This is a genomic window from Mycobacterium paraffinicum (assembly GCF_001907675.1).
GTDB lineage: Bacteria > Actinomycetota > Actinomycetes > Mycobacteriales > Mycobacteriaceae > Mycobacterium > Mycobacterium paraffinicum_A.
Window position 1 is genome coordinate 97,264 of sequence record NZ_MPNT01000018.1, and the last position, 14,725, is coordinate 111,988.

Sequence of the window (14,725 nt, forward strand, 5' to 3'; positions counted from 1 at the left end):
TATCCCAACTTTCTCCACACTTGAGGGCGAACCTCCAAGACAAGGGGCAACCATGCGCGTCGGCGTACCGACCGAGACCAAGGCCAACGAATTCCGGGTGGCCATCACGCCCGCCGGCGTCGCCGAACTGACCCGCCGCGGCCACGAGGTGCTCGTCCAGGCCGGCGCCGGGGACGGATCGTCCGTCCCCGACGAGGAATTCAAGGCGGCGGGCGCCCAGTTGGCCGGCTCGGCCGAACAGGTGTGGGCCGAGGCGGATCTGCTGCTGAAGGTGAAGGAACCGATCGCGTCCGAATACGGCCTGCTGCGCCCCCACCAGGTGTTGTTCACCTATCTGCACCTGGCCGCGTCCCGCGCCTGCACCGAGGCGCTGTTGTCTTCGGGCACAACGTCAATCGCCTATGAGACCGTGCAGGCCGCCGATGGCGCGCTCCCGTTGTTGGCCCCGATGAGCGAGGTCGCCGGCCGGCTCTCGGCGCAGGCCGGCGCCTACCATCTGATGCGGTCCCACGGCGGCCGCGGGGTGCTGATGGGCGGGGTCCCGGGCGTCAAACCCGCGGACGTGGTGGTGATCGGCGCCGGTACGGCCGGCTACAACGCCGCCCGGGTCGCCAACGGCATGGGCGCGAGCGTGACGGTGCTCGACGTCAACATCGGCAAACTTCGGCTCCTGGACGCGGAGTTCGGCGGACAGGTTCGCACGCGCTACTCGTCGGCCTACGAGCTGGAGGGCACCGTCACGCGCGCGGACCTGTTGATCGGGGCGGTCCTGCTCCCCGGCGGAAAGGCGCCCAAGCTGGTCTCGAATTCGCTTGTGGCGCAGATGAAGCCGGGCGCCGTCCTGGTCGACATTTCGATCGACCAGGGCGGCTGTTTCGCCGATTCGCGGCCGACCACGCACGATGACCCGACGTTCGCCGTGCACGACACCCAGTTCTACTGCGTGGCGAACATGCCCAGTGCGGTGCCCAAGACGTCGACCGTGGCGCTGACCAACGCGACAATGCCCTACGTGCTGGCACTGGCCGACCGCGGCTGGCAGGCGGCGTGCCGGTCGGATCCCGCTCTGGCCAAAGGCCTTTCGACGCATGACGGTGCGCTGCTGTCCGAGCGGGTGGGCACCGACCTGGGTCTGCCGTTCACCGATCCGGCGAGCCTACTGGCCTAATCGGCCTCGACCAGGCTGGCGATGATGTCGGCCGCCGGCCCGGGTTGCGCCTGTTTGAAGGACGTTCCGGCCCACAGCGGGATGCCGTTCGGGTCCTCCATGGCGGCCGCCGCCTCGCGGATCGGGGAGGTCATCTGGTTGACCTCCGGGTAGCCCAGCGGCGCCACGTTGTCGAGCAGGCGGGTGAAGTTGTTCTCCAAGCCCCGCGCGTAGCGGCCGGAGAAGGCGCGGGTGACGACGGTGGTGCCGAAAACCGGGTTCTTCAGGGCGGTGCGGTGCGCGGTGCTGGTACCCGCTTCGTCGCTGAGCAGCAGCGCCGTACCGACCTGTGCGGCCACCGCGCCGCGCTGCAGCACGGCGGCGACATCCCGGGCGTTGCCCAGGCCGCCCGCCGCGATGATCGGGACGTCGTGGGCGTGGCGGATGCGGTCGATCAGGTGGTGCAGCGATTCGTTGCCGGGCTCCATGTCGGGCGCGAAGGTGCCCCGGTGCCCGCCCGCGTCCGGGCCCTGCACGATCAGGCTGTCCGCGCCGGCGGAGACGGCCACCCCGGCCTCGTACGGCGAGGTCACCGTGACCATCACCAGCAGGCCGAGCGCGCCCAGCCGCCGGATGACGTCGGGCGGCGGCACCCCGAAGGTGAAGGACACCAGCTCGGGCCGCACGTCGGCCACCACCTCGAGCTTGCGCTCCCAGTCGTCGTCGTCGCCGTACTGCGGGTGGCCGACTTCGACCTGGTAGTAGTCGGCGATCTCCTCGAGTTCTTCGGCGTAGTAGTCCAGCGCCATCCAGTCGGCGACGCTGGGTTGCGGCACGAAGAGGTTGACGCCCAGCGGGCCGGTGGTCGCCGCGCGTGCGGCGGCGATGTCCTCGGCGAAACGGTCCGCGCTGCGGTGGCCGCCGGGGACGAACCCGAGCCCACCCGCGTTGGACACCGCCGCGGCCAGCTCGGGCGTGCCCGGTCCGCCTGCCATCGGCGCGCCCACGATGGGCACCATGATGTCCCAAAAGCCCAGTACCACGGGGTTAATTTACCATCGCCCGAAGTTGTTGGGGCAGTGACCGTTTGGAGGGGTACGGGCCCAGGACCGCGGCGCCGTACGGCTGGCTCAGCAGCCGGTGGGCCACCGCGTTGACCTCCTCGACGGTCACTTGGTCGATCTGCCGCAGGGTGTGCTCGATGCTGCGGTGCTCGCCGTAGTTCAATTCGTTGCGGCCCAGCCGGCTCATTCGCGAGCTGGAATCCTCCAGGCCGAGGACCAGCCCGCCCCGCAGCGATCCCTTGGCGATGCGGCACTCCGCCTCGGTGATGCCGTCGCGGGCCACGGACTCGAGGACCTCGTTGGTCACCTGCATCACCTCGGCGAACCGCTCGGGCTGGCAGGCGGCGTAGACGGACAGCGCGCCGCTGTCGGCAAAGATGTCGACCGTCGAGTAGACCGAGTAGGCCAGCCCGCGCAACTCCCGAACCTCTTGGAACAGGCGGGAACTCAGGCCGCCGCCCAGCGCGCTGTGCAGGACCGACAGCGCCCAGCGATGCCGCCAGCCACGCCCCGGGGTGCGCACGCCCAGCGAGACGTGGGTCTGCTCGGCGTCCCGGTTGCCCAGCATCAGTCCGGGCCGCCCGGTCACCCGCCCCGCACCCTTGCGCGGGGCGATCGGCCGGCGCCCACGGACCAGGCGCGGCCCGAAGTGCTCGCGCACCAGCGCGACCACTTCGTCGTGGTCGACATTGCCGGCCACCGCGACCACCATGCGTTCCGGCGTGTAGCGCCGCACATGGAAGGAGTGCAGCTGCGTCCGGGTCATCGACGACACCGACCGCGCCGTGCCGATCACCGGCCGGCCCACCGGGTGGTCACCGAACATCGCGCCCAGGAACATGTCGCCCAGCGCGTCCTCGGGGTCGTCGTCGCGCATCGCGATCTCTTCGAGCACCACATCGCGTTCCAGCTCGACGTCCTCGGCGGCGCAGCGGCCGTTGAGCACCACGTCGGCCACCAGGTCGACCGCCAGCTCCAGGTCGCTGTCCAGCACGTGCGCGTAGTAGCAGGTGTGCTCCTTGGCGGTGAAGGCGTTCAGCTCCCCACCGACGGCGTCCATCGCCTGCGCGATGTCCACGGCGCTGCGGGTGGGCGTCGACTTGAACAGCAGGTGCTCGAGGAAGTGCGCCGCCCCCGCCACGGAGGCGCCCTCATCCCGCGATCCGACGCCGACCCAGACCCCGACCGAGGCCGAACGCACCGCCGGCAGGTACTCGGTGACGACGCGCAGGCCGCCCGGAAGCGTGCTGCGGCGCAGCGCGGTCGAGGGTTCGACCTCAAGGGTGTGCTTGCCGCGGCGCAGGGCCGCGGCCCGCTCAGCTGCTGGCTGTCGCGGCATCGGCAGGTGCGGCCGCCGGGGCGTCGGCCGGGGCCGAGCTGTCTTCCTCCACCAGAACCAGAGAGATCTTGCCGCGCTTGTCGATGTCGGCGATCTCGACACGCAGTTTGTCGCCGACGTTCACGACGTCCTCGACCTTCGCGATCCGCTTGCCCCGGCCCAGCTTAGAGATGTGCACCAAGCCGTCGCGTCCGGGCAGCAGCGACACGAACGCGCCGAAATCCGTTGTCTTGACGACGGTTCCAAGGAACCGCTCGCCGACCGTCGGCAGCTGCGGGTTGGCGATGGCGTTGATCCGGTCGATCGCGGCCTGTGCCGAGGGCCCGTCGGTGGCGCCGACGAACACCGTGCCGTCGTCCTCGATGGAGATCTGCGCGCCGGTCTCCTCGGTGATGGCGTTGATGACCTTGCCCTTGGGTCCGATCACCTCACCGATCTTGTCCACCGGGACCTTGATCGTGGTGACCCGCGGCGCGTAGGGGCTCATCTCGTCGGGCCCGTCGATGGCTTCGGCCATGACCTCGAGAATCGTCAGGCGCGCGTCCTTGGCCTGGGCCAGCGCACCCGCGAGCACCTGCGACGGGATCCCGTCGAGCTTGGTGTCCAGCTGCAGGGCGGTGACGTAGTCCTTGGTGCCGGCGCACTTGAAGTCCATGTCGCCGAACGCGTCCTCGGCGCCCAGGATGTCGGTCAGCGTGACGAAGCGGCGCTCGGTTTTGCCGTCCACTTCGACGTCGTCGGAGACCAGGCCCATCGCGATGCCGGCTACCGGCGCCTTGAGCGGCACCCCGGCGTTGAGCAGCGCGAGGGTGGACGCGCACACCGATCCCATCGACGTCGAGCCGTTGGAGCCCAGCGCTTCCGAGACCTGACGGATGGCGTACGGGAACTCCTCGACGCTGGGCAGCACGGGAATCAGCGCCCGCTCGGCCAGCGCGCCGTGCCCGATCTCACGCCGCTTAGGCGAGCCGACGCGGCCGGTCTCACCGGTGGAAAACGGCGGGAAGTTGTAGTGGTGCATGTACCGCTTGGAGGTCTCCGGCCCGAGTGAGTCGATCTGCTGGGCCATCTTGACCATGTCCAGGGTGGTCACCCCCAGGATCTGCGTCTCGCCGCGCTCGAACAGCGCGCTGCCGTGGGCCCGCGGGACCACGGCGACTTCGGCCGACAGGGCGCGGATGTCTGTGATGCCGCGGCCGTCGATGCGGAAGTGGTCGGTCAGGATGCGCTGGCGGACCAGCTTCTTGGTCAGCGAGCGGAACGCGGCGCTGACCTCCTTCTCCCGACCCTCGTAGGTCTCGGCGAGCCGCTGCAACACTTCGGCTTTCAGCTCGTCGGTGCGCGCGTCGCGCTCGGCCTTGCCGCCGATGGTCAGCGCCTTGGCCAGCTCGTCGGTGGCCACCGACGCCACCGAGTAGTAGACGTCTTCGGCGTAGTCCGGGAACGTCGGGTACTCACCGACGGGCTTGGCGGCCGCGTCGGCCAGCTCCTGCTGGGCGGCGCACAGCACGGCGATGAAGGGCTTGGCGGCCTCCAGGCCCTCGGCCACCACGGTCTCGGTCGGCGCCTGGGCGCCACCCTCGACCAGTTCGATGACCTTGTCGGTGGCCTCCGCCTCGACCATCATGATCGCCACGTCTTTTGCGTCGCCTTCGCCGACTATGCGGCCCGCGACCACCATGTCGAACACGGCGCGCTCGAGCTGGTCGACCGTCGGGAAGGCGACCCAGGTGCCGTCGATCAGCGCCACCCGCACGCCCCCGATGGGGCCGGAGAACGGCAAGCCGCTTATCTGGGTGGACGCCGACGCGGCGTTGATCGCCAGCACGTCGTACAGGTCGTTGGGGTCCAGGCTCAGGATCGTGACCACGACCTGGATCTCGTTGCGCAGCCCGGAGACGAACGACGGGCGCAGCGGCCGGTCGATGAGCCGGCAGGTCAGGATCGCGTCGGTGGAGGGCCGGCCCTCGCGGCGGAAGAACGAGCCGGGGATGCGCCCGGCGGCGTACATCCGCTCCTCGACGTCCACGGTCAGCGGGAAGAAGTCGAAGTGCTCCTTGGGGCTCTTACTGGCGGTGGTCGCCGAGAGCAGCATGTTCTCGTCGTCGAGGTACGCGACGACGGCTCCGGCGGCCTGCTGGGCCAGCCTGCCGGTCTCGAAACGGATGGTGCGGGTGCCGAAGCTCCCGTTGTCGATGGTGGCGGTCGCCTCGAAGACGCCTTCGTCAATTTCAGCTACAGACATGGGTGTCCGTATGGCCTCTCTGGGTATTCAGCTATTTCGCGTCGTCACGCTTAAACCCGAGAGCTTCCTACGAGAGGAAAAAGTCTGAATGCGGCTACGGCCATCGATCGAAGCGGCCGACCTGCCCCAGATCCGGGGAGCCCGGCAGCCACTACCGAAGACCGCCCGATACAGACTGGGCTGCTCCCGTCATGACACGCTGGAACGGCACACGCGGATCTGCGTGGCCGCACCGTTCGCTCGGGCCGAACCGGCCCAGAACGCTCCCACTCTACACGGGCGGACGTAGAGGTCAGTAGACCCGGGTCAGCGGCGCAGGCCCAGGCGCTCGACCAGCGAGCGATACCGCTCGACGTCGATCTGGGCGACGTACTTGAGCAGCCGGCGCCGGCGCCCGACCAGCAGCAACAGGCCCCGCCGCGAGTGGTGGTCGTGCTTGTGCACCTTGAGGTGCTCGGTGAGGTCGGCGATCCGCTTGGTCAGCAGCGCGACCTGCGCCTCCGGGGAACCGGTGTCGGTGTCGTGCAGGCCGTAGGTGCCCAGGATTTCCTTTTTCTGCTCGGCGGTCAGCGCCACGAAAACATCTCCATCAATCGGTGCCGCGAAATTCTCGTGCGTGGCCGCCGCGGACTGCAGCACACGCCGTATCGGCTCGCGAGTCTATCAGCGGCGGCGACGTCGGATGAAATCGCAGGCCAGGACCACACCCTTGACAACATACAACCATTTGGTTGTATGTTGTGTTGGTGACCGTAGACCAGGAAGACCGGGTGGACGCCCTGTTCCATGCGCTCGCCGACCGAACCCGGCGCGACATCATGCGCCGGACACTGGCCGGGGAACACTCGGTGTCCGCGCTGGCACTCAAGTACGACATGAGCTTCGCAGCGGTGCAAAAACACGTCGTCGTGCTGGAAAAGGCCGGCCTGATCACCAAACGGCGAAGCGGTCGCGAGCAGCTGGCCAGCGGTGACGTGGCGGCCGTGCGGTCGGTGGCCGCGATGCTCGGCGAGTTGGAACTTCTCTGGCGCGATCGCATCGCACGCGTCGACGAACTCATCGCATCCGACCCAACCCAGGAGGACTGAACCATGCCCGTGACCGATGTCCAGCACGACCCGGACAACCTGACGCTGACCATCACGGCGGACTTCGCCGCCCCGGTGGCCCGAATCTGGCAGGTGTACGCCGACCCGCGTCAATTGGAGAAGGTGTGGGGCCCGCCGTCCCATCCGGCGACCGTCGTCGACCACAGCCTCACGCCCGGCAGTCGCACCACGTACTTCATGACCGGCCCGGACGGCGAAAAGTACGCCGGCTACTGGGAGATCACGGCCGTTGACGAGCCGACCAGCTTCTCCTTCCTCGACGGCTTCGCCGACCCGGACTTCAACCCGAACCCCGACCTGCCGGTCTCGAGGAATGTCTACACGTTCGCCGAGCACAACGGCGGCACCCGCGCGACGTACGTGAGCACCTACTCGTCCGCCGAGGCGCTCCAGCAGGTGCTGGACATGGGTGTCGTGGAGGGTGCGTCGTCGGCCATCAACCAGATCGACGACCTGGTCGTTTCCTGACGCCTCTTGCCGTCTCCGGCCAATCAGTCCTGGGCCGACAGGGTCGTGCGGGCCCGTTCGGTGTCCTTGCCCATCGCGTCGATGAGGTCCTTGACCGAGTCGAACCTGTGCTGCCCGCGGATGCGCGATACGAAGTCCAACGCCACGTACTGGCCGTAGAGGTCGGCCGTGGTGTCCAGGACGAACGCCTCGACGGTGCGGGTGCGCCCGGAGAAGGTCGGGTTGGTGCCGACGGACACCGCGGCCTGGTAGCGCTTCCCCGGGACGACGGTGCCGGTCACCGGCCCGTGCCCGAGCAGTGTGAACCAGGCGGCGTACACGCCGTCGGCCGGGATCGCCGAATACATGGGCGGCGCCACGTTGGCGGTCGGGAATCCCAGCTCCATGCCCCGCCCCTCGCCCCGCACGACGACGCCCTCGACGCGGTGCGGACGGCCCAGCGCCTCCATGGCAGCCACCACGTCACCGGCGTCGACGCAGGACCGGATGTAGGTGGAGGAGAACGTCACGGTCTCGTTGCTGTGGTGCTCCGAGAGCAGCGACATCGCCTCGACCGCGAACCCGAACCGGTCCCCCGCGCGCCGCAGCGTCTCGACGTTGCCGGCGGCCTTCTTGCCGAAGGTGAAGTTCTCCCCCACCACGACCTCCACGACATGCAGGTGTTCCACCAGCAGCTCGTGGACGTAGCGCTCCGGAGTCAGCTTCATGAAATCGCTGGTGAACGGCATCACCAGGAACACGTCGATGCCCATCTCCTCGACCAGCTCGGCGCGTCGCGTCAGCGTCGTGAGCTGCGCCGGGTGGCTGCCCGGGTAGACCACTTCCATCGGGTGCGGGTCGAAGGTCATCAGGACGGTCGGCACGTTGCGGGCGCGGCCGGCTTTCACCGCGTGCGCGATCAGCTCGGCGTGGCCCCGGTGCACACCGTCGAACACACCGATGGTGAGTACGCACCTGCCCCAGTCCGTGGGGATCTCGTCTTGGCCGCGCCACCGCTGCACGACCGCAAGCCTACGGCGCGCGGCGGTCCACCGGGAGATCCGCCTGCGCGACGGTGGCGAGGAGCACACGATCGGGCCTGGGTTGCCTAAACTTTCTCGTTGTGAAGGCTGACGAAGAGCGTGGCGGTCTCACCGCGGTCGGCCAGGACTATTTGAAAGCCATCTGGAACGCGCAGGAATGGTCGGTCGAGAAGGTCAGCACCAAGATGCTGGCCGAGAAGATCGGGGTGTCGGCCAGCACCGCCTCGGAGTCGATCCGCAAACTTGCCGAGCAAGGCCTGGTCGACCACGAGAAGTACGGCGCCGTGTCGCTGACCGAGGCGGGCCGGCGGGCGGCGCTGGCGATGGTGCGCCGGCATCGGCTGCTGGAGACCTTCCTGGTCAACGAGCTCGGCTACGGCTGGGACGAGGTGCACGACGAGGCCGAGGTGCTCGAGCACGCGGTGTCGGATCGGCTGGTCGCCCGCATCGACGCCAAACTGGGGTTCCCGCAACGCGACCCGCACGGGGACCCGATCCCGGCCCCGGACGGGCAGGTGCCCACCCCGCCTGCGCGACAGCTCTGGGCGTGCGACGACGGCGACACCGGGACGGTCGCCCGCATCTCCGACGCCGACCCGCAGATGCTGCGTTATTTCGCCGACGTCGGCATCAACCTCGACTCCCAGCTGCGGGTCCTGACCCGCCGGGAATTCGCCGGAATGATCTCGGTGGCAATCGACTCCGGCGATGGCGCCGAGACGACGGTCGACCTCGGCAGCCCGGCCGCGCGGGCGATCTGGGTGGTGGGTTAGCTCTTAGCGGGGGGTGGGTGCCCCGCGCCACTCACCGCTCGGCGCGCTGGTAGGCGGTGACGACGGCCGCGCCGCCCAGACCGATGTTGTGTTGCAGCGCGGCGCGCACGCCCTCGACCTGACGCTTGTCCGCGGAGCCCCGCAGCTGCCAGGTCAGCTCGGCGCACTGCGCCAGCCCGGTCGCGCCCAGCGGATGCCCCTTCGAGATCAGGCCGCCCGACGGGTTGACCACCCAGCGCCCGCCGTAGGTGGTGTCGCCGTTGTCGATCAGCTTGGGCGCCTCCCCCGGGCCGCACAGTCCCAGCGCCTCGTACAGCAGCAGTTCGTTGGCTGAGAAGCAGTCGTGCAGCTCGATCACCTGGAAGTCCTCGGGGCCCAGCCCAGATTGATCGTAAACCTGTTGCGCGGCTTGGACGTTCATGTCGTAGCCGATCAGGTTCTTGGCACTTCCGTCGAAGGTCGATTCGAAGTCGGTCGTCATGGCCTGACCGACGATCTCCACGGCCTGGCCGGCCAACCCGTGGCTGTCGACGAAGCTCTCCGAGGCCAGGATCGCCGCGCCCGAACCGTCGGAGGTGGGCGAGCACTGCAGCTTGGTCAGCGGGTCGGAGATCATCCGCGCCGCCAGGATGTCGTCGAGCGTGTAGGACTCCTGGAACTGCGCGAACGGGTTGTTGACCGAGTGCTTGTGATTCTTGTAGCCGATCTTGGCGAAATGCTCTGCGGTGGTGCCGTATTGACGCATGTGTTCGCGGCCGGCGGCGCCGAACATCCAGGGCGCGACGGGCATCGCGAACTCGTCGATCTCCGCCATCGCCTTGACGTGCTTGCCCATCGGCGATTCGCGGTCCTGGGCGCCCCCGCTCAGCGACCCGGGTTGCATCTTTTCGAAGCCGAGCGCGATGGCACAGTCGACGATGCCGCCGCGGATCGCCTGCGCCGCCAGGAAAAGCGCGGTGGAGCCGGTCGAGCAGTTGTTGTTGACGTTGACGATCGGAATCCCCGTCATGCCCAACTCGTAGAGGGCACGCTGCCCGGACGTCGAATCGCCGGCGACATAGCCGACGTAGCCCTGCTGCACCTCGCGGTAGTCGATGCCCGCGTCGGCCAGCGCGTTGGTGCCCGACTCGCGCGCCATGTCGGGGTAGTCCCAGCCCTCGCGGCGGCCCGGCTTCTCGAATTTCGTCATGCCGACGCCGACGACGTACACCTTGTTGGACATAGCTCGCGCCTTCCGAACGGTGGGCATTTTGACACCCGTCTGGTCGGCAGCTTAGCCGTGCGGGTTGGCGGGCCGGAACCCCGCTTGCGGCGCCGTCACCCCATCCTCATTGCGACCATTTTGCGTAGGCTCGAACCAGTACCCACGACGAAAGATCAGGACCATGAAGGCGACGGTTACTCCCGAGGCCGCCAGCGCGATCGCCGAGATCGCCCAGCGCCATGGGCTCTCCCAAGAAGCGGTGCTTTCGATGCTTGTCGCACTGCGCGTCGGGGGCGGCACCATGGCCCAGTTCTCCATCCCCGAACTCGGCGGCAACGGGCAATGGATGCGGGGCGGCATGACGATGGTCGGCAACATGTTCGACAACGCGCTCAAAGCCCGCGTCGACGCGCTGTGCAACGAGTTGGCCCACCTGCTCGCCACCACCGCGGTGTTTCCCGCCCCGCCCCGGCACTCCCCGGCCGCGTTCGCCTCGAACAATTGGTGGCCGGCCGACCTGGGGGTACCGAGCTCGGTCGGCGGCCAGAACGACGTGCGCTACGCGTTCTTCCCGAGCACGCGGCGGCTGGCGATCCACATCAACGGCGTCACAAGGATTTTCGATACCGGCGAGCACCAAATAAGCGGTGTGCAACAGCAGCAGGGCGCCGGCTACAGCTCGGTGAGCTTCACCAGCCAGTTCGGCGCCTTCGGCGTGTCGAGTCTGCATGAGGTCGGTAGCCACCAGGCGGCGCAGTCCCAAGCCGCGCCACCCGCCCCCGGCTACCAAGCGCAATACCAGTCCGGCCCGCCGCAACTCACGCCCGAGGTGCAATTCCCACCCGAGGTACCGGCGGCCAAACCCGCGTCCGGTCCGCCGGAGGATTCCGGAAACTCCCAGGCCATCGTCGCGGCCATCGAATCGCTGGCCGGCTTGCACGAGCGCGGCATTCTGTCCGACGAGGAGTTCGCCGCGAAGAAGGCCGAACTGCTCAGCCGACTCTGACGGGTCAGAGCGTCGCCGGGCGGATCACCACCACCGACTTGGTCCGCGAACCCTCGTCACGCAGCAGCGCGATCACCCGGCCGTCGGCGTCGCTGGCGGCGTAGACGCCGTCGATCCCGGCCGGCGACAGCGCCCGCCCGTTGGCGGCGGCCTCGGCCTCCTCGGCGGTCAGGTCGCGACGCGGGAAGACCAGCAGGCACGCCTCGTCGAGGGTCAGCGACAGCGCCGGGCGCTCGGCCAGGTCGTCGAGCAAGCGGGCCCCCTCCAGCGTGAAGCGGCCGACGCGGGTCCGCCGCAGGGCCGTCAGGTGCCCACCCACCCCGAGGGCGACACCGACGTCGCGGGCCAGCGCGCGAACGTAGGTTCCCGACGAGCAGTCGACCTCGACGTCGACGTCGACGAACTCACCGGCGGGCCGCACGTCGCACACCTCGAACCGGTCGATGCGGACCGGCCGGGCCGCAAGTTCGACGGCCCGGCCCTCGCGAACCAGCCGATACGCGCGCCGGCCGTCCACCTTGATGGCGCTGACCGCCGACGGCACCTGCTCGATGTCGCCACGCAGGCCGGCGACCGCGGCGTCGATCGCCGCGCGCGTCAGGTGCGCGGCCGAGATGGTTTGCAGCACTTCCCCTTCGGCGTCCTCGGTGCTGGTCGTCTGGCCGAGCCGGATGGTGGCGGCGTACGACTTGGAGGCGGCAGTCAGCAGGCCGAGGATCTTGGTCGCGCGGTCGACGCCGATCACCAGCACGCCGGTGGCCATCGGGTCCAGCGTCCCCGCGTGCCCCACCCTGCGGGTGGCGAAGATCCGGCGGCAGCGCCCCACTACGTCGTGGCTGGTCATCCCGGACGGCTTGTCGACGACGACCAATCCAGGACCGAGCCCAGGACCGACAGGGCTCGGGGTCATAGCACGATGGCGGTCAGCACCAGTCCCCGCTCCACCGACCATCGGCCCCGCAGCGCGGTCAGCGGTGGGCCGTCGAGGGCCCGCCCGTCGATCAGGATCTTGGACACGAACACCCCGGCGGTCCCGCCGTCGGGCGGGTCGAGGTCGAACACGATGTGGGCGTCCTCGAATCCGAGCCAGCGTTTGGTCAACGGAAACCAGGCCTTGTACGTTGCTTCCTTGGCGCAGAACAGGATTCGATCCCAGTGCAGGCCCGCGGGCAAGGCCGCCATCTCGTGGCGCTCCTCGGGCAGGCTGATCGCGTTCAGCACGCCGTCGGGCAACACGTCGTGTGGTTCGGCGTCGATGCCCACCGAGCGCACCGCCTCGGTGCGGCCCACGACCGCGCCGCGGTAGCCCGCGCAGTGGGTGAGGCTGCCCACCACGCCGTCGGGCCAGCACGGTTCGCCCTTCTCGCCCTTGAGGATTGGCACCGGTGGCAGGCCGAGCTCGCCCATCGCGACGCGTGCGCAGTGCCTGACGGTGATGAACTCGTTGCGCCGCTTGGCGACCGACTTGGCGATCAGCGGCTCCTCTTCGGGCAGCGGGGCCAGGTCGGGCGGGTCGGAATACAGCTCGGCGTAGGCCAGCTCGGCCGCGTCGGGCAGTACCGAGGAGACCAGCAACTGCTCGGTCATCGATTTTGTCGCTGCCGCAACCGTTCCCGGAACTGCGCGGCCTGTTGCCGCATCTCGGGAGTGATCTCGAAGTGGCCGCCGAAGTCGTTGAGGTAGCCGGGCGCGTATTGCGGATCGGGCAACACCTGGCGCAGCCAGCTGTGCGGCTTGCGGCGCCGCCACTCCCGCGGGTAGCCCACCGACACCTCCTCGAAGCGCACGTCGTCGTACCAGGTGGTGCGTGGGATGTGCAGGTGGCCGTAGACCGAGCAGATGGCGTTGTACCGGGTGTGCCAGTCGGCGGTTTTGGTGGTTCCGCACCACAGCGAGAACTCGGGGTAGAACAGCGCGTCGCAGGGCTCACGCACCAGCGGGAAGTGGTTCACCAGGACCGTCGGCGTCATCCAGTCGAGTTGCTCGAGGCGGGCCCGCGTGGCGGCGAGCCGCTCCTGACACCAGGCCTCCCGGGTGGGATACGGCTCCGGCGAGAGCAGGAATTCGTCGGTGGCGACCACGTTGCGCTCCCGCGCGATGGTCAGGCCCTCGGCTTTGCTCGTCGCCCCGTCGGGCAAGAAGCTGTAGTCGTAGAGCAGGAACATCGGCACGATCGTCGCGGGGCCACCGCGCTCGGTCCACACCGGGAAGGGGTGTTCGGGGGTGACCACGCCCATTTCGTCGCACATGTTGACGAGGTAGTCGTAGCGGGACTTGCCGAAGATCTGCACGGGGTCGCGCGTCGTGGTCCACAACTCGTGGTTGCCGGGCACCCAGATGACCTTCGCGAAGCGCCGGCGCAGCAGGTCAAGCGCCCAGCGGATCTCGTCGGTGCGTTCGGCGACGTCGCCGGCGACGATCAGCCAATCGTCCGGCGAGGACGGGTGCAGGGATTCGGTGACCGGCTTGTTGCCGAGATGACCGGTGTGCAGGTCGGACACGGCCCACAGCGTCGGTTGTCCCCCGTTGGGCGATTCGTGCCCCGCATTTTGACCAGCCACGATTAACCAGCCTAATGACCCGGAGTCCCGGGCCCGTCGGGACCGGCCCTTGCCCGCGTCATTAGAACGTGTTCTTGTTTCCCTGTGGCCTTACCGACGCGACTTGTACACTCCCGGCAGGAAGCGCCGAGCCGTCAGGGGGTGTCGTGTTCGCCAAGGTGCGTCTGATCGGGGCGGTGGGGGCCCTGGTCGCAGCGGCCGTCGCAGGCACGGCGGGATGGCTGGGGGCCACCCCGGGGCCGGCGGGCGGCGGGCGCGTCGAGCTGCGCTCGACGGCGGCCCCGATGGAGACCACGATGAAGAGCCCGATCGTGGCGACCACCGACCCGCGCCCGTTCGACGCGTGCGAGGACATCCCGTTCGACGTGATCCAGCGGCTCGGGCTGGGTTTCACCCCGCCCGAGCACGAGGACGGCCTGCGCTGCCACTTCGACGCGGGGAACTACCAAGTGGCCGTCGAGCCGATCGTCTGGCGCACCTACGACGAGACGCTGCCGCCCGACGCCGTCGAAACCACCATCGCGGGCCACCGCGCCGCGCAGTACTGGGTGCTCAAGCCGACGTATCACAACAGCTACTGGTATTACTCCTGCATGGTCGCGTTCAAGACCGGCTACGGCGTGCTGCAGCAGGCGCTGTATTACTCGACGGTCTACTCCAACCCTGAGGTGGACTGCATGTCCACCAATCTGCAGCGTGCCAACGACCTGGCGCCTTACTACAAGTTTTGACGGGACGCCGGGGCCTTAACCTGGGCACCGTGAGTATCACCGCGGCGCGACCCGCC

The 14,725-nt window shown here is 68.8% G+C and carries 15 protein-coding genes; 6 read left to right on the forward strand and 9 right to left on the reverse strand.

Annotated elements, in window-relative coordinates; translation table 11 throughout:
- Positions 1–52: 52 nt before the first annotated feature.
- A complete protein-coding gene (gene ald / locus BRW65_RS19465; RefSeq protein ID WP_073877446.1) occupies positions 53–1,168 on the forward strand; it encodes an alanine dehydrogenase in 1,116 nt (371 codons plus the stop codon).
- Here ald and BRW65_RS19470 read toward each other — a convergent pair.
- The 4 genes from BRW65_RS19470 to rpsO all read right to left on the reverse strand — a co-directional run bounded on the left by BRW65_RS19470 (position 1,165) and on the right by rpsO (position 6,371).
- Entirely contained in the window at positions 1,165–2,190 is a 1,026-nt protein-coding gene (locus BRW65_RS19470; protein ID WP_073877448.1) for a nitronate monooxygenase, read from the reverse strand. The genes ald and BRW65_RS19470 overlap by 4 nt on opposite strands.
- A gap of 4 nt (positions 2,191–2,194) precedes the next feature.
- On the reverse strand, positions 2,195–3,550 hold the full coding sequence (locus tag BRW65_RS19475) for a M16 family metallopeptidase (protein ID WP_073877450.1): 1,356 nt from the start codon (positions 3,548–3,550) through the stop codon (positions 2,195–2,197).
- Positions 3,528–5,795, reverse strand: coding sequence for a polyribonucleotide nucleotidyltransferase (locus BRW65_RS19480; RefSeq protein ID WP_073877452.1), 2,268 nt, complete (start codon positions 5,793–5,795; stop codon positions 3,528–3,530). Before BRW65_RS19480 ends, BRW65_RS19475 begins: the two co-directional genes overlap by 23 nt.
- 306 nt (positions 5,796–6,101) lie before the next feature.
- Positions 6,102–6,371, reverse strand: coding sequence for a 30S ribosomal protein S15 (gene rpsO, locus BRW65_RS19485; RefSeq protein WP_003878661.1), 270 nt, complete (start codon positions 6,369–6,371; stop codon positions 6,102–6,104).
- A 170-nt stretch (positions 6,372–6,541) separates the two neighbouring features.
- Between rpsO and BRW65_RS19490 the strand changes: the two genes are divergently transcribed.
- Entirely contained in the window at positions 6,542–6,883 is a 342-nt protein-coding gene (locus BRW65_RS19490; RefSeq protein WP_073877498.1) for an ArsR/SmtB family transcription factor, read from the forward strand.
- A gap of 3 nt (positions 6,884–6,886) precedes the next feature.
- Positions 6,887–7,372 carry an SRPBCC family protein gene (locus tag BRW65_RS19495; RefSeq protein ID WP_073877454.1) on the forward strand — a complete coding sequence of 162 codons (486 nt, stop codon included), beginning with the start codon at positions 6,887–6,889 and terminating at the stop codon, positions 7,370–7,372.
- A 23-nt stretch (positions 7,373–7,395) separates the two neighbouring features.
- Here BRW65_RS19495 and BRW65_RS19500 read toward each other — a convergent pair whose 3' ends face one another.
- Positions 7,396–8,373, reverse strand: a complete 978-nt coding sequence (locus BRW65_RS19500; RefSeq protein ID WP_073877456.1) for a bifunctional riboflavin kinase/FAD synthetase — start codon at positions 8,371–8,373, stop codon at positions 7,396–7,398.
- A 101-nt stretch (positions 8,374–8,474) separates the two neighbouring features.
- Between BRW65_RS19500 and mntR the strand changes: the two genes are divergently transcribed.
- Entirely contained in the window at positions 8,475–9,167 is a 693-nt protein-coding gene (gene mntR, locus BRW65_RS19505) for a manganese-binding transcriptional regulator MntR (RefSeq protein ID WP_073877458.1), read from the forward strand.
- Positions 9,168–9,198: 31 nt separating this feature from the next.
- Here the strand turns inward: mntR and BRW65_RS19510 are convergent, their stop codons facing one another.
- Entirely contained in the window at positions 9,199–10,389 is a 1,191-nt protein-coding gene (locus tag BRW65_RS19510) for a lipid-transfer protein (RefSeq protein ID WP_073877460.1), read from the reverse strand.
- Between the two features lie 163 nt (positions 10,390–10,552).
- Between BRW65_RS19510 and BRW65_RS19515 the strand changes: the two genes are divergently transcribed.
- On the forward strand, positions 10,553–11,377 hold the full coding sequence (locus BRW65_RS19515) for an SHOCT domain-containing protein (protein ID WP_073877462.1): 825 nt from the start codon (positions 10,553–10,555) through the stop codon (positions 11,375–11,377).
- Between the two features lie 4 nt (positions 11,378–11,381).
- Here the strand turns inward: BRW65_RS19515 and truB are convergent, their stop codons facing one another.
- The 3 genes from truB to BRW65_RS19530 are packed head-to-tail and all read right to left on the reverse strand — an operon-like array spanning position 11,382 to position 13,938.
- Entirely contained in the window at positions 11,382–12,287 is a 906-nt protein-coding gene (gene truB, locus BRW65_RS19520) for a tRNA pseudouridine(55) synthase TruB (protein ID WP_073877464.1), read from the reverse strand.
- The gene (pptT, locus tag BRW65_RS19525; RefSeq protein ID WP_073877466.1) at positions 12,284–12,964 is read right to left on the reverse strand and encodes a 4'-phosphopantetheinyl transferase PptT; all 681 of its coding nucleotides are present in this window, start codon (positions 12,962–12,964) and stop codon (positions 12,284–12,286) included. The genes truB and pptT overlap by 4 nt, the downstream gene beginning before the upstream one ends.
- Entirely contained in the window at positions 12,961–13,938 is a 978-nt protein-coding gene (locus tag BRW65_RS19530) for a metallophosphoesterase family protein (protein ID WP_073877468.1), read from the reverse strand. The genes pptT and BRW65_RS19530 overlap by 4 nt, the downstream gene beginning before the upstream one ends.
- Positions 13,939–14,084: 146 nt before the next feature.
- Here BRW65_RS19530 and BRW65_RS19535 point away from each other — a divergent pair, with 146 nt between their 5' ends.
- Positions 14,085–14,669, forward strand: coding sequence for a DUF3558 domain-containing protein (locus BRW65_RS19535; protein WP_073877470.1), 585 nt, complete (start codon positions 14,085–14,087; stop codon positions 14,667–14,669).
- The last annotated feature ends 56 nt before the right edge of the window (positions 14,670–14,725 follow it).